This window comes from Alteromonas sp. ABD4_190 (assembly GCF_056160105.1).
The window spans coordinates 1-17,945 of sequence record NZ_JBSWWN010000001.1; the positions used below are offsets into that span (position 1 = coordinate 1).

Annotated in this window: 17 protein-coding genes and 6 tRNA genes; 8 read left to right on the plus strand and 15 right to left on the minus strand. The window is 43.7% G+C overall.

Features of this window, described 5'->3' with window-relative positions; translation table 11 throughout:
• The first annotated feature begins 76 nt into the window (after window positions 1-76).
• Window positions 77-1,270, plus strand: a complete 1,194-nt coding sequence (locus ACXAFM_RS00005) for an ISL3 family transposase (protein ID WP_474825753.1) — start codon at window positions 77-79, stop codon at window positions 1,268-1,270.
• 63 nt (window positions 1,271-1,333) lie between these two features.
• On the opposite strand, the gene ACXAFM_RS00010 is transcribed toward ACXAFM_RS00005, so the two are convergent.
• The 13 genes from ACXAFM_RS00010 to ACXAFM_RS00070 form a co-directional block, all read right to left on the minus strand.
• A tRNA-Leu gene (locus ACXAFM_RS00010) sits at window positions 1,334-1,420 on the minus strand.
• 59 nt (window positions 1,421-1,479) lie between these two features.
• A tRNA-Cys gene (locus ACXAFM_RS00015) sits at window positions 1,480-1,553 on the minus strand.
• Window positions 1,554-1,594: 41 nt separating this feature from the next.
• Window positions 1,595-1,670 (minus strand) — tRNA-Gly (locus ACXAFM_RS00020).
• 169 nt (window positions 1,671-1,839) lie between these two features.
• Window positions 1,840-2,412: a CDP-diacylglycerol--glycerol-3-phosphate 3-phosphatidyltransferase gene (gene pgsA / locus ACXAFM_RS00025; protein ID WP_014979382.1), complete on the minus strand. Its 573-nt coding sequence runs from the start codon at window positions 2,410-2,412 to the stop codon at window positions 1,840-1,842.
• Window positions 2,413-2,534: 122 nt separating this feature from the next.
• Window positions 2,535-4,352: an excinuclease ABC subunit UvrC gene (uvrC, locus tag ACXAFM_RS00030; RefSeq protein ID WP_474832555.1), complete on the minus strand. Its 1,818-nt coding sequence runs from the start codon at window positions 4,350-4,352 to the stop codon at window positions 2,535-2,537.
• Between the two features lie 31 nt (window positions 4,353-4,383).
• Window positions 4,384-5,028 carry a UvrY/SirA/GacA family response regulator transcription factor gene (gene uvrY, locus ACXAFM_RS00035; RefSeq protein WP_474825759.1) on the minus strand — a complete coding sequence of 215 codons (645 nt, stop codon included), beginning with the start codon at window positions 5,026-5,028 and terminating at the stop codon, window positions 4,384-4,386.
• 180 nt (window positions 5,029-5,208) lie between these two features.
• Window positions 5,209-5,937, minus strand: a complete 729-nt coding sequence (locus ACXAFM_RS00040; RefSeq protein WP_474832558.1) for a pirin family protein — start codon at window positions 5,935-5,937, stop codon at window positions 5,209-5,211.
• A gap of 202 nt (window positions 5,938-6,139) precedes the next feature.
• Window positions 6,140-7,603 (minus strand): aminotransferase class I/II-fold pyridoxal phosphate-dependent enzyme, encoded by a 1,464-nt coding sequence (locus tag ACXAFM_RS00045; protein ID WP_474832562.1) that lies wholly within the window; start codon window positions 7,601-7,603, stop codon window positions 6,140-6,142.
• Window positions 7,604-7,757: 154 nt separating this feature from the next.
• Window positions 7,758-9,869 (minus strand): 5-histidylcysteine sulfoxide synthase, encoded by a 2,112-nt coding sequence (gene ovoA / locus ACXAFM_RS00050; protein WP_474832565.1) that lies wholly within the window; start codon window positions 9,867-9,869, stop codon window positions 7,758-7,760.
• Window positions 9,870-10,124: 255 nt separating this feature from the next.
• A tRNA-Ser gene (locus tag ACXAFM_RS00055) sits at window positions 10,125-10,216 on the minus strand.
• A gap of 399 nt (window positions 10,217-10,615) precedes the next feature.
• Window positions 10,616-10,707, minus strand: a tRNA-Ser gene (locus tag ACXAFM_RS00060).
• A gap of 169 nt (window positions 10,708-10,876) precedes the next feature.
• The gene (locus tag ACXAFM_RS00065) at window positions 10,877-11,767 is read right to left on the minus strand and encodes a DODA-type extradiol aromatic ring-opening family dioxygenase (RefSeq protein ID WP_474832567.1); all 891 of its coding nucleotides are present in this window, start codon (window positions 11,765-11,767) and stop codon (window positions 10,877-10,879) included.
• 177 nt (window positions 11,768-11,944) lie between these two features.
• The gene (locus ACXAFM_RS00070) at window positions 11,945-12,394 is read right to left on the minus strand and encodes a DoxX family protein (RefSeq protein WP_474825769.1); all 450 of its coding nucleotides are present in this window, start codon (window positions 12,392-12,394) and stop codon (window positions 11,945-11,947) included.
• A gap of 194 nt (window positions 12,395-12,588) precedes the next feature.
• Here ACXAFM_RS00070 and ACXAFM_RS00075 point away from each other — a divergent pair, with 194 nt between their 5' ends.
• Window positions 12,589-12,975: a LysR family transcriptional regulator gene (locus ACXAFM_RS00075; RefSeq protein WP_474832570.1), complete on the plus strand. Its 387-nt coding sequence runs from the start codon at window positions 12,589-12,591 to the stop codon at window positions 12,973-12,975.
• Window positions 12,951-13,328, plus strand: coding sequence for a LysR substrate-binding domain-containing protein (locus tag ACXAFM_RS00080; protein WP_474835539.1), 378 nt, complete (start codon window positions 12,951-12,953; stop codon window positions 13,326-13,328). Before ACXAFM_RS00075 ends, ACXAFM_RS00080 begins: the two co-directional genes overlap by 25 nt.
• 182 nt (window positions 13,329-13,510) lie before the next feature.
• Here the strand turns inward: ACXAFM_RS00080 and ACXAFM_RS00085 are convergent, their stop codons facing one another.
• Together ACXAFM_RS00085 and ACXAFM_RS00090 are read right to left on the minus strand one after the other, a co-directional pair.
• Entirely contained in the window at window positions 13,511-14,977 is a 1,467-nt protein-coding gene (locus ACXAFM_RS00085) for a DUF3360 family protein (protein ID WP_474832574.1), read from the minus strand.
• A gap of 142 nt (window positions 14,978-15,119) precedes the next feature.
• Window positions 15,120-15,211, minus strand: a tRNA-Ser gene (locus ACXAFM_RS00090).
• Between the two features lie 239 nt (window positions 15,212-15,450).
• Between ACXAFM_RS00090 and ACXAFM_RS00095 the strand changes: the two genes are divergently transcribed.
• Genes ACXAFM_RS00095 through ACXAFM_RS00115 form a run of 5 tightly spaced genes read left to right on the plus strand, consistent with a single transcriptional unit; the run spans window position 15,451 to window position 17,606 of the window.
• Window positions 15,451-16,116 carry a Bax inhibitor-1/YccA family protein gene (locus tag ACXAFM_RS00095; RefSeq protein WP_474832577.1) on the plus strand — a complete coding sequence of 222 codons (666 nt, stop codon included), beginning with the start codon at window positions 15,451-15,453 and terminating at the stop codon, window positions 16,114-16,116.
• A gap of 56 nt (window positions 16,117-16,172) precedes the next feature.
• Window positions 16,173-16,562: a sulfurtransferase complex subunit TusD gene (gene tusD / locus ACXAFM_RS00100; protein WP_474825776.1), complete on the plus strand. Its 390-nt coding sequence runs from the start codon at window positions 16,173-16,175 to the stop codon at window positions 16,560-16,562.
• A complete protein-coding gene (locus ACXAFM_RS00105; RefSeq protein WP_474832579.1) occupies window positions 16,562-16,930 on the plus strand; it encodes a DsrE family protein in 369 nt (122 codons plus the stop codon). The genes tusD and ACXAFM_RS00105 overlap by 1 nt, the downstream gene beginning before the upstream one ends.
• Window positions 16,930-17,262 (plus strand): hypothetical protein, encoded by a 333-nt coding sequence (locus ACXAFM_RS00110; protein WP_474832582.1) that lies wholly within the window; start codon window positions 16,930-16,932, stop codon window positions 17,260-17,262. Before ACXAFM_RS00105 ends, ACXAFM_RS00110 begins: the two co-directional genes overlap by 1 nt.
• Window positions 17,259-17,606 carry a TusE/DsrC/DsvC family sulfur relay protein gene (locus ACXAFM_RS00115; RefSeq protein WP_014949623.1) on the plus strand — a complete coding sequence of 116 codons (348 nt, stop codon included), beginning with the start codon at window positions 17,259-17,261 and terminating at the stop codon, window positions 17,604-17,606. The genes ACXAFM_RS00110 and ACXAFM_RS00115 overlap by 4 nt, the downstream gene beginning before the upstream one ends.
• Window positions 17,607-17,945: the final 339 nt, after the last annotated feature.

Below are 17,945 nucleotides of genomic sequence, written 5' to 3' on the forward strand. Positions count from 1 at the left end.
GGCTCTTCATCATTAACGGGGGACATCCGCATTCATTAAACTGATTTTGCGAAGAATCATTTAATGGAGAGTACAGATGTCCCACGCAGGTACTATTTTAGGCATAAGTGAGTTAGAAATAGAACGTGTTCATCGACATGATTTTATTGAAGTGTGGGCAAAGCCCACTAAAAAGCCGCTATGCAAACATTGTGAGAGTCGACATTTACGCATAAAAGCCACACATAAGCGTACTGTGAAGCACACGCGCCAAGGTAATCAGGTGCTAACACTACATTTAAAGGTACCTAAGTATCACTGTCGATGCTGTGGTCGTTATTTCAGGCACCCTTTTGTTGGGATCCGGCCACGCTATCGGGCGTCGGAGTGCTTTCGCTTAGAAGTCTTTGAAGCGCACCACGGTGGTGTTACGCAGCGTGGTATCTCACGCACACATCGCATTAGTCCCACTACGGTAGAGCGTTGGTACCAATCACACATCAGCCAAAAATATAAAGAGATTATCAGTCGCCCCTGCCCAGAGATGCTGGGGATAGATGAACACTTTTTTACCCGTAAGAAGGGTTATGCGACGACGTTTGTAGATTTACGACATCGTAGTGTGTTTGATGTAAAACTGGGACGTTCTGAATTAAGTTTACGCTCGTACTTACGCCACCTTCCCAATAAAGAGAACGTTAAGCTCATCGCGATGGACTTATCGGAAACCTATCGTGGTATTGCCAAACGCTATTTCCCTAATGCTACGATAGTCGCTGACCGTTTTCATGTGGTGCGCTTGATAAACCATCACTTCTTAAAAGCGTGGCAGCAACACCACCCTGAAGGACGTAAGAATCGGGGTTTACTTAGTTTGATGCGACGACATCAATGGCATTTAAGCGAGGAGAATAACAACAACCTACAACGCTACTTAGCTGACTATCCGGTGTTAAAAACACTGTATGAGGTCAAACAGAAGCTCATCAGGTATATGCTGTTAAAGACTATGAATGAAAAACGAATGGAGCAGACATTACCGAGGTTCTTAGACTTGCTTGAACAGTTACATCACAGTCCACTTCGTACACTGGCCAAAACCTTAACTTCGTGGTTGCAACCTATCATCGCCATGTGGCGCTTTACACGAAACAACGGGATCACTGAAGGCTTCCACAACAAAATGGAAATGATATCGAGAAGAGCGTATGGTTTTAGAAACTTTGAAAATTATCGAATAAGAGTGATGACCCATTGCGGATGGGATGGTGTTATCAATCGTGTAAGGTGAATGCTGATCCCCCGTTTATGGGGTAGAGCCAAGTTTTGTATTGAATAAAAATGTGGAAGTAAATGGTGCCCGGGGCCGGACTTGAACCGGCACGCTGTTACCAGCGAGGGATTTTAAATCCCTTGTGTCTACCAATTTCACCACCCGGGCATCGGGTTGCTTTTCAGCAAAGGTGTCAGGCGTAGAACCTGATGCTGCGTTGCAGCGTTTGGAGGCGGAACCCGGAGTCGAACCGAGATAGACGGATTTGCAATCCGCTGCATAGCCATTCTGCCATTCCGCCAGATGCGTCTGGCGCGTGATTAAAACTTATCTCTAAGAGATTGGAGCGGGAAACGAGATTCGAACTCGCGACCCCGACCTTGGCAAGGTCGTGCTCTACCAACTGAGCTATTCCCGCATGTCTTAATCGACCATTTCGTTTGGTTGATGTCCTCTCGAAATGTGGGGTGCATTCTACCTACCCATTCAAAACTGTCAACACAAAAAAGCGTTTAAATTGAGATAAATGCGGTTTTTTATGATCGTTTGCTATTTTTTTATTCACTTTGATTAAACCGCGATCAATTCTACTTTACTGCGCCACTTCGAAGGTGTGGCCACGCCGCTTTTGTATAAACAAACATTGACCAAATTGACAGCACTGCAGAGAAATATAAAAGGATATAACCTAAAGAAACCCAATAAATTGTTACGCCCATAAAAGTTTCTAACCCTGAAAGTAACCCAATTAAGGCTAACATTTGTGCAGTTGTTTTAGCTTTACCTATAAAAGACACTTTAACAGCGTCTCTTACGCCATTCGAACCCATCCATTCTCGTAGTGCCGATACATAAATTTCACGCACTAAAAGAGCAATAGATGGCAAAGTGATCCAAAGGTTTGCATAACTATGTGTGATCATAAGAAGCGCGGCACCTACGATAAGTTTATCTGCCACCGGGTCTAAGAAGGCACCAAAGGGCGTAGATTGCTGAAGTTTTCTTGCTAAATACCCGTCAAACCAGTCTGTGATGGCCGCCAGCCAAAAGATAAAGGCCCCTGCTTCGTGCGCCCAGCGCCAATCAAGAAAATAAACAACCACAAAAACAGGTATTAGGATTACTCTAAATAAAGTAATACAGTTTGGAACAGTCCACATAAAAAGTACGTCTCGGTGTTATGCCTCTATGGGCGTTTTAGCGCAGTAGCTTTTAGCTAAGCTTCTTTCATTTCCACAACACATTACCTTAATTTGCAATGCATTGCTTGTTACTCAGTCATTTATTGATGAAGGTGATCGTAAATAGTATCCGCCAGTTCTGGGCTAATGCCTGGTACACTTGCTATTTCATCTTTACTGGCCTTTTTAAGACCTTGTAAGCCTCCCATAAACTTCAGCAACGTTTGTCTGCGCTTAGCGCCAATACCAGGAATGCTTTCAAGGCTCGAGGTCGTTTTTACTTTCTGACGACGGTTGCGGTGCCCAGTGATAGCAAATCGGTGTGATTCATCGCGAATATGCTGAATAAGATGAAGTCCAGGCGAATGGCTATCCATGGGAAGCACTTGATGACTACCCGCCAGAATCAAAGTTTCTAAACCCGGCTTACGGGTAGTGCCCTTTGCTACACCTAAAAGCATAGGCTTTTTATCATGCGGCCAGTCTTCAAAAAACGCCTCAGCTTGGGCAAGCTGACCTTTACCACCATCAATTAATAGAAGATCCGGAATTTTCTGTACTTCTTTAACAGACTTATAGCGACGCTTTAATGCTTGCGCCATAGCCGCATAGTCATCTCCAGGCGTAATGCCTTCGATATTGTAGCGACGGTAGTCACTTTTATGTGGCCCTTCTCGATTAAATACCACGCAGGACGCTACTGTTTGTTGACCAGAGGTGTGAGAAATATCAAAGCATTCCATGCGCTGAATAGGCGTATCAACTTCCAGTGCCGCTTCTAGGTCTAGATAGCGTGCAAACACAGACTTTTGTTGGCTATATTGGGCATCTAATGCGGTTTGTGCATTTGATTGGGCCAGCTGTAGATACTTGCGCTTCTCTTCCCTCGCCCCCTTAAAGAAATGCACCTTATGCCCTGCTTCACTGGCGAGTACATCTGCAATAGCATCTTCGTCGCTGAGTGTGTTACTTAACACAATTTGTTTAGGAATGACTTTGTTGCCCGCTAAATAAAATTGCAGAAAGAAGGATTCGAAAACTTCTTGCTCGTCTGCCGTATTAGGCACTTTAGGGAAATATGCTTTGCTGCCTAGCAACTGCCCTTCGCGAATAAACATAACTTGAATACAGGCCATGTTGCCTTTGAACGCGAACCCAAACACATCCATTTCGTCCTGGGTACCCGCAACCCATTGTCGCTCTTGTACTTTCCTTAAGGCGTTTATCTGATCGCGATAGCGCGCGGCGGCCTCAAAGTTTAATGCTTCGCTGGCTTTTTCCATTTTGTCCACCAGCCCGCCAATGACTGGCTGGTTTTTACCTTTTAAAAATAAGCGAGCAAAATTGACCTGCTCTTTATATTCTTCATCGCTCACATAGCCTTCAACGCAAGGCGCACTGCAGCGCTGCATCTGATACTGAAGGCAAGGTCTGCTGCGCGCACGGTAATAGCTGTCTTCGCATTGACGTACAGGAAAAATACGCTGCATAGAGCGTAAGCTTTCTCGAACCGACCATGCACTAGGGTATGGCCCGAAATATTCGCCCTTTTTCTTTTGAGGGCCGCGATGGAAAGAAAGCCGAGGATGCTCGTGATCTGATAAAAAGATAAAAGGGTAAGATTTGTCGTCACGCATTACTACGTTGTAACGCGGTTTGTATTTCTTGATGAAGTTGTTCTCAAGCAAGAACGCTTCGGTTTCGCTGTTTACAACCGTGACATCCATATTCGCAATCTGGCTGACTAACGAACGGGTTTTGGCGTTATCAAGGTTACTACGAAAGTAGCTTGATACACGCTTTTTGAGGTTTTTGGCTTTTCCTACGTAAATAACCTCTTCCTGATTATTGTACATGCGGTACACACCAGGTTGAGAGGTTAGATTCTTAAGAAATGCTGCTGAATCAAATGCAGACATAATCACTTTGACGTTGCGCGTCTAGTGACGCTTAAAAGGTGTTAGGATTGATAAGCTTATGACGATAGGCCAAGTGCGTTAGCTCTACATCAGAATTTACACCTAACTTTTGAAACATTCTGTAACGGTAAGTATTAACCGTTTTTGAGTTAATACTGAGTTCTCGGGCTATATCCGGCACTTTGTGACCTTCGGTTAATCGCATTGCTATTGTAAGTTCTCTACTCGATAGCTCGTCAAACGGATTATCCGAACTAGGCAATAACTTACCGATGGCTATGCTATTGGCCACTTCTTGATCAACATACTTTTGTCCTGCTGCAACTTTATGGATAGCGCGTATTACTTCGTCTGGCTCAGCATCTTTTGACAGAAAACCGTATGCGCCTGCGTCCATAACTTGCATTGGAATAGGACTTTCCTTGTGCATTGAAACACAAATAACACGCGTATTTTCAGACATACGAACAATTTTTTTTGTCGCTTCCAGTCCACCAATACCGGGCATATTCACGTCCATGAGTACCACATCTGGCGCGTTTTTTCGGCACAATAGTACCGCATCTTCACCGTTCTTCGCTTCTGCGAGGATAGTAAAATCGTCTACGTCTTCCAGAATCCGGCGTATCCCTGTTCTGACCAAATCATGGTCATCTGCTAGGATTATTTTTATCACTCTAGTATCTCACTGACTTCGGTTTTACATACAACTGGAATAAAGACTGGTAATGCTCATTAATGAGAAGTATTACCAGCCTTTAACCTTATCCGAGTCATCATACCACGAGATAAGAATTCGTGAAGTAGAGATACACAATTTGAAACTAAATTATTGATCTAGATTACTTTTAGGCAGCTATTTAGGTAATTCAAACCACAAGGCCACACTTTCCTCTGAGGCTTTCAGGCGAATGATGTCTTGCTCGTAAATACCCAAAGCATCACCTGCCCCTATTTCAACTGCATTCGTTTCACTGTCTACCATAGCCTGTACATTACCGCTAATCATATGAAGGTAACCCTTTTGGTCTTCAGTGCCATGCTCCCATGTTTCGCCAGCTTTCAAAGTTAAACGGCTGATTGCCGCATTTTGCTTAATGCGTAATGACCCTTCCCTACCGTTATCACTTACTAATAATTCAAGCTTTGAATCATGGTTATTTCCACCCGCCTGTGTGCCAAAGGTTTTTTGCGCATAGCTGGGCGTACCGCCTTTTTCATTGGGCACAATCCAAATTTGCAGAAAGTTAACAGGCTCTTCAGTAGAAGGGTTAAACTCCGAATGCATGATACCCTTACCTGCACTCATTACTTGCACGTCACCCGCAGGCACTACGTACTCATTACCGGTATTATCTTTGTGCTTTAAAGCACCGCTCACAACATATGAAATTATCTCCATATCTCTGTGACCATGGGTTTCAAAACCTCTACCGGCCTGAACAACATCGTCATTGATAACCCTTAGCGCTGAAAACCCCATATGTTTTGCGTCATAATAGTGTCCAAACGAAAAGCTATGTTGGCTTTTTAGCCAGCCAAAGTTCACTTTTCCTCTTTCATTCGCTTTTCTCAAATACATCATCTTGCATTCCTTATAACCGTAAGCCGCCACTGACTCTTCTACCCAACAGGAGTAACGCTGGGCGATAGAACATGTGTTAAGGGCTAATTATTTAATAAGGTCATTTTAATCCTCTTTAATAGAAATAAAATGTCATATATTTGAGTTTATTATTCTAATATTTAGAATTAAAGTAACTATCGCTCAACCGATGCGGCTTAAGCTAAGAAATAAAGCACAGTCTTTGCAGCGCGGTTTCTACAACCGCAGGGTGACAGGCTAAATTTAGCCTAATATGGTGTGGAGAACCAAAGGTCGCGCCGTCGTTACCTATCACGCCGCGCTCAATACATCCTTCCACAGTGGTAACGGGTGAATATTTGAGAGGTTGACGAGAAGCGTCACCTAAAGGAGCTTCATCCACAGAAGCGATACTATTCGGCTGTGTAAAATGCGAAGGGAATGTTGAAAGGTCTAGCCACAAGAAATAACCAGCGCTGCCCATTGTATAATTAACAGATAAACCATAGTGCTCAAAGAAGCGCACAACAAGCTTTCGGTTGAAGCTCAACGCACTTTTTACGCTGTCTAACCAAGTACTTCCCTTCTCATAGGCGGCAATCAACGCAACTTTTCCTAAGTTACTTGCGTTAAGGTGCCTGCTATTAATAGCTTGGGCAAACGTCTCTCTGATCGTTTTATCCTTAATGACCGCATACGATGCACCTGGAATACTCGCTAGGTTAAACGCCTTAGATACGCTATTGATGTGGATAATGCGTGGCAGTTGATGAGTATGGATGTTACCACCGTTTTGACTTTCTTGGCGCCTCTCGCTCTTATTGCTTATCTCTGCACCAAACATGGGGATTAGCGTTGGTTCATTTGACGAGTTAAATGCAAACTCGCTGTGTACCTCATCAGTGATCATTAAAATATCGTTCTTGGCGCAGAAGCTCATAATAACACGCTGCTCTTCTGCACTTAACACTGTACCTGTAGGGTTATTAGGATGGCAAATCACGAATGCAGCCGCAGCACTATCGAAGGCTGAAGTATCTATAGTTGAGTAAGAACCTTCGACGTCTTCCTGACGACTCTTGTCGCTACCCTTTGTCGCGGAAACTTCAGAAAGCCTAGTCTGAATTTGACGCGCGTTTTGAATGACTGGAATGGATACTGGCGTTAAGCCGTTATTATTAATAGCCTCTGTTAAAGGGGAATAGGTTGGTGTTAAAACCATGACTTTTTGACCAGGTTGGCAAAAAGTGTGAAGCGCAACGTCTATTGCTCCTATTACGCTCGCAACATCCACAACATCGCCACTTTCTACGTTAAAGCGACTACTTTTTTGCGTGGTACGCTCAAAACGTTTTGCTATCGCGTCACCGATATCAAGGGACTGATATCCATAAGTAGAGCGAAGGTTTTGTGTAATCGCGCTGAGAATTTCATCACAAGGCGGGATGTCCATATCCGCTATCCACATTGGAATAGGGTCTTGCTGAGACGCGACAACGTTCGCTTGAGATGAAGACGCGCCCTGAAAGCGGCGAAATATCGCTGAATATTTAAGACGAGTTTGATCGAGTTTCAGGTGAGAAGGTGCCTGCCATACATCCTTGTAAGGCATAAACTCGCTTTGCATAGCGTTGAACACGGGGAGATGGCTTAGCGCGTTGCTCACCTTCACATTATCCTATCTATATAGCCTTACGCATTTACTATTGGCTAAAGGCCTTCTGAAATCTATTATACTTATAAGCACGTTACACGCGTACCGCGCTCACTTTATACTGCACACACGCTTTAAAAGACACAGCGCTTCAACAGACACCGCATTATTCTATCTTTTCAAACACGTTAAATTCAGAAAGCGTATGTTGGTATTTCCGCTTTGTTTCTCGGATGACAAATGGAATGTCTTTAGGTTCAGCAATTCGTTTAAAGCTATGACCTAATGCATCTTCAAGCGCCTGAGTAGAGCTAAGCGTTTCACCATTTTCATCTTTGTAGCCGCCCAACCATTCACTTCTTTCGGTATACTCTTCCAACCATGTAAAGGGGCTGGCGACAACGAGCAATCCACCTTTATTTAGCCGCGTAGCCATGTCCGTTAATACCTTTCTTGGACTATACACTCTATCAATAAGGTTGCCTAAGAAGATCAAGTCGTAGCCTGTGAATTGCGGCTTCAAATTACACGCATCACCTTGTGCGAAAGCAACGTTGTCTACACTGTCATCTAAACCGAGCGCAGAAAGCTTGCGCGCCTTAAACGACGTAAGTTCACCTTCTTCTATAAGGTTATAGCGTATTTCACCACGTTCTTGCATCTCAAACGCTGTTTTTATAAAGCGTGCAGAAAAATCGATGCCATCGACATGATCGAAGTATTTTGCAAGTTCAAAGGTAGACCGACCAACAGCACACCCCAAGTCTAACGCTTTAGCGTGTTGACGCCCTTTCATAGCGTCAATACAAAACTGCGCACTGGCTTTAGCAAAATTAGGAACGCCGTAATACTCGTCGCCGTAATGGAATTCACTGTATTGCGAAACCTGTGTATCACTTTCATAATCAAAATCGTTCACTGCTATAACTCGCTTTCCTTGAACATACCTAAACCCCGCGTGCTGAAAGAAGTGGCGCCTAAAAGCGTAACGACTATCTTTCATTGCTTCGTTACCTGTAGATACCCAACTACCGCCTTTAATGAGGTTATGCTTATTGTCGAATGTTGGTGTTGTAAAGTCGTCATATAAAGGGTGAACGTTAAAGCCCTCAAACGGATAGATGGGTGTTTCTGTCCATTGCCATACGTTGCCAACAACATCATAAAATTCGCCGGACTTATTAACATTAACAGGTTCACTCGACGCATACTTTTGCAGCGCTATGTTGAATCCTTCGCTGTATACGGTTTGTGTTACACCAGCCTGCTGTCGTAACGCTTGCCATTCATTTTCAGTCGGCAGACGGATAAGCTCACCGCTTTTTTCACTCAAGTAGTTACAAAACGCTTTCGCTTCATGATAATTCACATCCACAGGCCAATCTAAAGGTAGTGGATGCTCTTCAAGCATGCTGCGATATAAATAATCATCACCCTTTTTAATCCAAAATACAGGATACTGAGCCTTCGTATATTCACGCCACTTATTGCCTTCAGCCTCCCAGTATTTTGCGTTGTTATAGCCGCCGTCTTGCACAAACGATAAATACTCACCATTACTTACAAGAAATTTAGACGCACTAAACTCGCTAACGGATTCTTGCTGAGAACCATATTCATTGTCCCAGCCGTAATAAGCACTGTCCCACGCTTTGTCATTTATAACTTTCTGTGCCGGAACGGTGATTAAAACATTAGCCTCTAACGCTTCAGCATTAGTTTGCATAGTGCTACATGCAGGCCATTCTGGGCTGGGGCGTACCGATGCAATGGGTAGCTGTCTGATTAGAACAGATGAGGTTTCTAAATGAATGCGTTCGTGTTCTATTCCCATCACTACAGGCCACATTGGGCTGTCCCAGTCGATAGGCATGGTGAAAGTCATGGTATCTATAAGGTCACATACCAAGGTGCGCACTTGATTGCGATATTGACGCACCTCTTCCACCTTCGGCCAATCGTAATTTTCATCGTTAAGATCATCCCAACTCATTTCATCGACACCAATAGCAAAAAGCGATTCAAATTTAGGGTTAATTCGCTCGTTAATAGCCTTTGAGAGCACGAGCTTATTGATAAAAAACGTGGCGGTATGGCCGAAATAAAAAATTAACGGGTGACGCAGTTTCTCAGGTCGTTCGTAAAAGACCTCGTCATTCGCTAGGCAAGAGAAAAGTGATTCATATGTGTTGAATGAGTCGAGGAAATACGCCTTTATTTCCCGTCTTTTTTGTTCAACCGTGCCTTCCCGAAGATTAAGTGTGGGCATTGCCTGCATAATGTCCTCTTGAATTCTTGTTATTACTATCAACTGCGTAGGACCAGCGATATACGTACACGTACACCGCTTTTATATGCCGTAAAGATTTCAGTTGATTGTAAACCTTTTTATATATATCAAGCTTTTGTGAATAAAGCGCGACATAACTTGGTTTTTATGAAATGTTTTGTAATTACAAGATACAGACAGGATGAGATCAGAAAATATTTCACCCATAAAAAAACCCGCAACAATGTGCGGGTTTCTTGTATATGGCGGAGAGTGAGGGATTCGAACCCCCGGTGGGTTTGACCCCACGTCTGATTTCAAGTCAGGTGCATTAAACCGGGCTCTGCCAACTCTCCTGAAGTGACGCTCATCTTAATGATTTACGGCACGCTGTAAAGCACTAATTTCAATTAAATCAATCAACTGGTGAAATATTCATCTTTTTGCAAGAATAATAACCATCTTTGTATAGAATGCTCTTGTTCTCATTATTTTAAAACGCTTCCAGCGTTAACCTAATATAAATGAGCGTAGAAAATGCAACACAGTTTTTTAAAGCCATTGATGTTCTTGCTTAAGAATTCGCACTAGGTCTCGATTCACATCGACAGATGATGATGCCAAAAATGACTATGCACGTTTGAATTTGATCGATGTGATTATGTGCAGATTAAATACTTGGCTATAGCCGTATATTAAAGCGAGTAAATTTATCCCATAAAAAAACCCGCAACAATGTGCGGGTTTTTCGTATTTGGCGGAGAGTGAGGGATTCGAACCCCCGGTGGGTTTGACCCCACGTCTGATTTCAAGTCAGGTGCATTAAACCGGGCTCTGCCAACTCTCCTGAAGTGCTGCGTATCTTAATGATTTATGTGGGACTGTAAAGCACTAATTTTAACATTTTTACTCAAACGACCAATTGCTAATCAAACTGTTCAAAATTTAATTGCTCTCGTTTAACGCAACCGTTATCCAATCAGGTGTTGCACTGACGCGGCAATGTTAAGCACTGGTCAATCACTCCACACAAACATGCTTGCAGGTTTAGTTAATAGCTTTAAAGACATCGCTTTATCAGCTGCTCTGTTATTAACGCCATAACAAACATGGAGTGGAAGAAGGTGCTCTTCTCTAGGATGGGCGTATCGCGCATCCGGCGCGCTGTACCAATCAACAAGACGAGCTTTGCGTTCATTCTCGCTGTAGGCACTGGTCTGCATAGTTGTCTGAAGCCAGTTATTAAAGCGCGTTGCTTTTCGTATTGCCTCATCGGAACTATCAAAAAAGCCCTGCATATTGTGAAAAGAAGAACCCGAGCCCAAAACTAAAATATTCACTTCGTTCTTTGCTTCACTATTTACAGGCTCTACCCCGAGTTCAACAGCTTTCCTAATTGCTTCCCCCAATAGCACATGCTTTTTTGAATCCAAATCAGACGTAATGGATAGTTGAATACAGGGTACATCAGCACTGGGATACATAATACTTAGGGGAATGAACATTCCATGATCGAAACCACGTGCCCTATCCTCCCGTACAGCGATGCCTTGTCCTGCTAAACGCTTTAGTAATAAAGTTGCAAGTGCTACTTCACCTTTGGCCGGATATTCAAGGGAATACGCCTCTTTAGGGAAGCCATAATAGTCATAAATCAAAGAAGGTTCTGGGTGAGTAGTTATACAGACTTCAGTGTCTTCCCAATGGGCACTAATCACTATGACTGCATCAGGTTTGGGTAAATCTGTTGATAATGCTTTGAGCGCTTCAATCATTTCAATGTGATAGGCAGGCGTTCTCGCCTCTCCTACTGACTGCATTTCAAGAAGTGGAAGCGGCCCTCCACCATGAGAGATATAAGCGGTGTTAATTCGCACAGACGGGCGAGTTTGCGTTCGCTGTTGCATAAAACCATACCTTGTTAGATGTAGAGAATACCATTCCTGCATTCCCACGCTTCGTTAGGAAACTTGCCAGCGTCTTCTGAGTGGGCAATTATCTATGCGGATTGATATAAGGGCTCTATAGCCATTGAAACCGGCGCATTTGGGCCGGTTTCGTTAGTCGTAGAAATCTCACAACCGCTATTTATCAAGCTTGTGACTAATAAGAGAGTCGATTGAAAATTTACCGCCGCCTTGAATAGCTAGGGCACCTGTTGCAGCAAGTAGCGTTAGTGCAAACTCGTAACCGTTGTTAGTCATAAATAAACCGTTTGCTGCATGTACACTAAAAATCGCAATCACCATTGTGAATGCACTTACTAAAGCGGCTGGGCGTGTTAGAAAACCTATAATAAGCGCTAGCCCGCCAAAAAACTCAGCGCTGCCGGCCAGCAATGCCATTAAAAAGCCTGGCGCTAAACCAATGCTTTCCATCCACTGGCCTGTGCCTTCTAATCCATAACCACCAAACCACGCAAAAAGCTTTTGTGCGCCGTGTGCGGTAAGAATAATGCCCACAGGCACACGTAAAACCAAACTAGAAATACTGTTGTTAGAAGTAAAAATGTTTTTCAGAAATTGCTTGTTCATTGTTGAATCCTCAAAGTCTCTCGTAATTGAAAGTGTCATATTTAAAAAGTGTTGAACGCTCCGCCGGACTTCATTGAGTTGGCACAGCGCTAACCTGATGCATATAGAATAGTTACCAACACCTATTGAATAAAGCGGTTAAATATTGAATGATTACCAACAATTTGTTGTTTATTGAGACGAATGGCTGAACGATGGATAAACTATCGCTACTGAAAACCTTCTGCGTTGTTGCGAATGAAGGCAGTTTTACAAAAGCTGCAGAAAAGCTAGACACTTCAAACCAACTCGTAAGCAAGTATGTTGCCGAATTAGAGAAGCAACTTGATACGCGTTTATTCAATCGCACTACAAGAAAAATTCACCTAACCGAGGCTGGTCAGCAGTGTTTGCAACATGCAAATCATATTCTTGAAAGCGTAACCGATATGGAAAGTCAGCTTGGGTTGCTCAATACAGAAGCAAAGGGAGTTCTGCACGTAAGTGCCCCTGTCTCTTTCTCAACATTACATTTAGCGAGTGCACTCAGTGCGTTTCAACAAGCACACCCTCACGTATCGATAAACTTGCAGCTGAATTAAAACCTGAACACTATCTTGAGTACTCCTACGTCAACTACGATAACGATAAATCAGCGCTTATTGCGGCGCTTAAAGCAAATGCCCAGACTGTGACGCCTAAGCTAACCGCCAATAATGGAGAAGTCCTAACCAATGTAGCAAAGCAGGGTGAAGGTTATGTACTTCAACCTACCTTCATTGCCGGTGAAGCGCTCAAAAACGGGGAACTCGTGTCCATACTGGACGATTTCGTACCGCAAGCCATCTCTTTGTATGCGGTCTATCCTCATCGTAAGCTCATTTCTAATAAGCTAAGAGTTTTCATTGACTTTTTATCAAGCTATTTTGAAAGTACGCCCTACTGGGACAAGTAAATCGCGGTACGCGTAACGCTTAATTTATATAGTAGAAACATAACTTCAGTGGATGAGAGATATCAGCTTAATAAATTAAATAAAAACGGCGTGGAGAAACACCTCCGACGCCGTTCGCGTAATAACATATCTGGTTTCAGTAACTTAAACTTTAAAAGAGTAAACTTACCCTAAAGCCCTCATCACATTCTGAAGGTTTCCATAATCGCGGGCACACCCGGGAACATACCAATTAGAGCCATAACGGTACATAACACCAAAAACGTAACTCCTGGAATTAGCCAACGCCCTGCTTTGCCGAGCTCTCCAGCCCTATCTTTGCACCCAACGAGCCCCAAATTATCCAAAAGCATGGTAAAAGACCATCCGAATACCGGATTAACTAATACAGATGAGATCACTACCAATGCGGCAGACTGGGTCGTTTTACCTTCACGCGTCATCTGCATACCGGCTTCCATTAGCGGCAGAAAGACCCCAACAATAAGCGCTACGCAAAGCACTGGCGGCCAAATTGCTAAATCCATGGGGTAACCCCAAAGTGCCGCTACAACGCATAAAAAGCCAGTAACCAAAGCACCACCGGGTATGGGTCTGCGCGCGATTGAAGCCGGAATAATGTAGGTCCCCCACGAAGATGAGATATTCCCTCCTCCCAGGAGGCTTCCAACTGCCTGACGACTAGATGCAGCAATCATGGTGTCATCTATATTCATGTGCGCTCGTTCACTTTTCTTCGGGTAACTAAGCTTTTGGAAGACTTGATGGCCTAAGAAATCCGGCGACCACATAGACACAGCCAGCACAGCAAAAGGCAGCACTGCAATAAAATGCGACCAGTCTGGCAGGCCTAGTTTCCAGCCTGTATCTTCGCCCCACCAATACGCAGGATTGAGATTAGGCATGCCAGGCGATGTAGTGAACTCAAACGGCGCACCAAAAGCAAAAGCTATTGCTGCTGCCATTACCGCACCAAGCGGAATGGCTAACCAGCGCTTTTGAATATGCTCTAGCCATGCATACATTAAAATAGTGGCAATGATCACCACGAAGGCTAAGTAAGCCATATCGAAGCTTTCTGCCCACGCAAAGAGTTTCTTTACCTGGCCTGTAATGCCAATAAACCCTAAGTACAACAGCAATCCACCGCATACACCGTTACTGGTTAGCCTAGCAAGCACACTGCCGCCCTTCGTTATTCCTAAAATAAAACCAAAGAGTCCAATGAGCAGACCGAGCGCCATGGGGTGGCCACCAGATGCAACAATAAGGGGTACCAAGGGCAGTAAGGGGCCGTGTGTACCTGCTAAATTAGCTGACGGGTTCAGAAAACCGGAAATCAGTACAACGAACAAGACTGCTGCAATGAGTAATTCAAAGCGCACGTTTTCAATAACAAACTCCGGAGATAGCCCTAGCGGTGCTGCGAATGCACCTACTACGGCGGCAACCATAACTATTTTACCTATAGTTGCAGCCATCCCGGGTACAAAGTCTTCCCATTCAACGCGGTAGTCTTTACCGGGCAGGTTTAACCGCCAGCGTTTAGGAGAAAGTATTTGTAATTCGTGATTTAAATAGTCGTCTCGTGACTCAAAGCTACTACTTGGTTTGTGAAGATTTTGATAAGAAGAACTTTCTTGTGACACATAACACCTTTAGATTGCGCGAAGAAAACGCAAGCCTAAACATGTGAATGGAATGTAACAATGCGACTGTGGTCTTATACGAAAGTTTAACGTAGTAAACAAGCATAAAAAAACCCGCAACAATGTGCGGGTTTTCCTAATATGGCGGAGAGTGAGGGATTCGAACCCCCGGTGGGTTTGACCCCACGTCTGATTTCAAGTCAGGTGCATTAAACCGGGCTCTGCCAACTCTCCTGAAGTGCTGCGTATCTTAATGATATTTTTATGACTGTAAAGCGAAAAATTAAAAAATTTGGTTAAGTGCCCAGATTTCAACCAAATACGCTGTTTAGCACGTATAAAAGATGTTTTTATATTCACCTGACACCATTTTCATCTGAAACTACTTGAAAATGGGAACTAAAACCCATACAACATACACTAAATAATTGTGTACCATTTTGGTCATATCATAAGTCCTGTTGGAGGAAACAATGGATCAACGTTCGATGTATTCAAGTGCATCTCAACCATCGGTATTGCAGACGAACAAGGTTCTACGCAACACCTATATGCTGCTTGCGATGACACTAGCGTTTAGTGCGGTTTGTGCTGGTATAGCAATGGCGGTAGGCATTTCTCCTATGATGTCTCTTGTTATGACTATCGGCGCTTTTATTACGTTATTTGTAGTTCAGAAAAAAGCTGATTCAGCATCTGGTATCTACTGGGTGTTTGCATTCACAGGTTTAATGGGTGCATCACTAGGTTACACGCTTAATTTCTATTTAGGCGTTGCGGGTCCAGGCTTAATCATGGAAGCGCTAGGTGCAACAGCGCTTGTGTTCTTCGCGCTATCTGGCTACGCGTTAACCACTAAGAAAGACTTCTCGTTTATGGGCGGCTTTTTAGTTGTAGGTCTAGTTGTAGTGCTTGTAGCTGCTATCGCGAATATCTTTTTTGCAGTTCCAGCGGTAAGCTTAGCAATCAGTGCAGCGATTGTATTTATTATGTCAGGTTTCATCTTGTTTGATACAAGTCGTATCATCCACGGTGGTGAAACAAACTACATTCGCGCAACAGTTTCGCTATACTTGAACATATACAACTTGTTCACGTCTATCCTTCAACTTCTAGGTGCGTTTGGTGGCGACGATTAAAACAGCGTTAAAGGTTGAAAAGAGAAACACCCCTTAACCGGGGTGTTTTTATTTGTATGGCAGAATATTCAGTACTTATCACATCATCACCGTTTCAAGGCGATACCGCGTTACGTGCCCTCGCCTTTGCACAAGGTGTAATCGATAATGGTGATGTAATAAATAACGTTTTCTTTTATAGCGAAGGTGTACACCACACCAATAACTTAATGCTAAAGACGGGTGACGAGCTGTTCGTACTTGAAAGCTGGAAGACTCTAGCGACTGAACACAACGTGAAACTACTTGTATGCATTACCGCCGCCGTTAAGCGAGGTATTGTTAGTGAGTTAGAGGCGAAAGAGAATGGGTTGTCTCAGGCCAACTTAACCGCGCCTTTCGAGCAAGCAGGCTTGGGCGAATTCTTCACTGCGCTCCATGATTGCAACAGGCTGGTACAATTCTAATGGCGCAACTACTTATTAGGTTTACGCAAAGCCCCTTTTCCAATGCTAAAAGCCAAGACGGTTTAGATTTTGCGCTTGCTGCAACAAACTATGGGCACGATGTTAAAGTGCTTTTTGAAAACCAAGGTGTACTGCAACTTGTTAAGGCAGCGTCTACCAAAGGACTAAAAAATCACACCAAACGTTTAGCTAGCATGCCGTTTTTCGATATCGAAGAATGCTTTGTGTGTAAAGCAAGTGCAGATACCTACGACATTGAGCAGGTTCTTTCCAATAACAATTTAGTTGATGAGTTAGACTGTGAGTGGATAACCCCAAAAGAAAAGGTCACGCTTATCCAAAGCGTAGATCATGTGGTGACATTCTAATGCTTATTACTATTTCAACGCCAAATTTGAGCACTGAATACAAACAGCTTATTGAAGCCACCTTTCAGCAAGCGACCTCTGCATATGTAGTATTCGTTGGTGATGGCGTTTATGCCCCTACGTTAAACACCGCGTTTTTTGAGGAACTGGTCAATACGGTAAAAAGCACAGTAACAAGCACGGCAAAAGACAAGTCAACGCTTAACCTGTCGTTCTTGAGTACAGATGCGGCTACTAGGGGCGCAAATCTGCCTGAACATATTAACCCAATTTCCCACAAAGAACTTGCTGCAATATCAGCAAAAAATCAGCACTGGATACCCCTTTCATGACACAAGAAACCTATAGCTTCAATTATAAGGGGCAAGCGATCCCTACTGATAAAGCCGGGTATTTACTTGACTATACCCTTTGGGAAGAAGATATGGTTGAGTTGCTGGCGCAAGAAGAGAACATTGAATTAACAGAAGCCCACTGGGAAGTGGTGCGCTTCGTACGCGCATTCTATGAAGAATACGAAACCAGCCCAGCGATTCGTGCTTTGGTGAAAGCCATGGCCAATAAGTTTGGGCCAGAAAAAGGTAATAGCCGCTACCTGCAGCGACTCTTTAAGAAAGGCCCGGCTAAGCAAGCCACTAAGCTGGCTGGGTTGCCCAAACCGGCTAAGTGCTTGTAAAGGCGATTACGCATTGTATTTAAAGCGCTAGCGCCCCTCTGCTAGCATTTTTCCCTTTCGCACATTCCTTGAGATTACTTGCTCGTCATATCGCAGTATCGATAGTTGTGTATCGACAAGGCTTAACCCCTCCTACTAGCCTTCTACTAAAAGCACTCGTTAAGTTGCTGCTCGGGTTGAAGCTTAATTCGAAGTAGCTATAAGAAGCGCCACCCTATTGTTATCTTTCTTGGCTTTGGTGTTGATATTGCAACACCTCTTTTACATTAGCGTTTTAACTGAGGTTTTAGGCACATTTTTCATACTTGTCTTTCACCAAACACCATAAACGTGAATGTT

Excerpts from the sequence above, each read along its gene's own strand:
- ACXAFM_RS00005 (WP_474825753.1), top strand. The coding sequence starts at position 77 with ATGTCCCACGCAGGTACTATTTTAGGCATAAGTGAGTTAGAAATAGAA.
- pgsA (WP_014979382.1), bottom strand. The coding sequence starts at position 2,412 with ATGTGGACTGTTCCAAACTGTATTACTTTATTTAGAGTAATCCTAATA.
- uvrC (WP_474832555.1), bottom strand. The coding sequence starts at position 4,352 with ATGTCTGCATTTGATTCAGCAGCATTTCTTAAGAATCTAACCTCTCAA.
- ACXAFM_RS00040 (WP_474832558.1), bottom strand. The coding sequence starts at position 5,937 with ATGATGTATTTGAGAAAAGCGAATGAAAGAGGAAAAGTGAACTTTGGC.
- ovoA (WP_474832565.1), bottom strand. The coding sequence starts at position 9,869 with ATGCAGGCAATGCCCACACTTAATCTTCGGGAAGGCACGGTTGAACAA.
- ACXAFM_RS00065 (WP_474832567.1), bottom strand. The coding sequence starts at position 11,767 with ATGCAACAGCGAACGCAAACTCGCCCGTCTGTGCGAATTAACACCGCT.
- ACXAFM_RS00070 (WP_474825769.1), bottom strand. The coding sequence starts at position 12,394 with ATGAACAAGCAATTTCTGAAAAACATTTTTACTTCTAACAACAGTATT.
- ACXAFM_RS00075 (WP_474832570.1), top strand. The coding sequence starts at position 12,589 with ATGGATAAACTATCGCTACTGAAAACCTTCTGCGTTGTTGCGAATGAA.
- ACXAFM_RS00095 (WP_474832577.1), top strand. The coding sequence starts at position 15,451 with ATGGATCAACGTTCGATGTATTCAAGTGCATCTCAACCATCGGTATTG.
- tusD (WP_474825776.1), top strand. The coding sequence starts at position 16,173 with ATGGCAGAATATTCAGTACTTATCACATCATCACCGTTTCAAGGCGAT.
- ACXAFM_RS00105 (WP_474832579.1), top strand. The coding sequence starts at position 16,562 with ATGGCGCAACTACTTATTAGGTTTACGCAAAGCCCCTTTTCCAATGCT.
- ACXAFM_RS00110 (WP_474832582.1), top strand. The coding sequence starts at position 16,930 with ATGCTTATTACTATTTCAACGCCAAATTTGAGCACTGAATACAAACAG.
- ACXAFM_RS00115 (WP_014949623.1), top strand. The coding sequence starts at position 17,259 with ATGACACAAGAAACCTATAGCTTCAATTATAAGGGGCAAGCGATCCCT.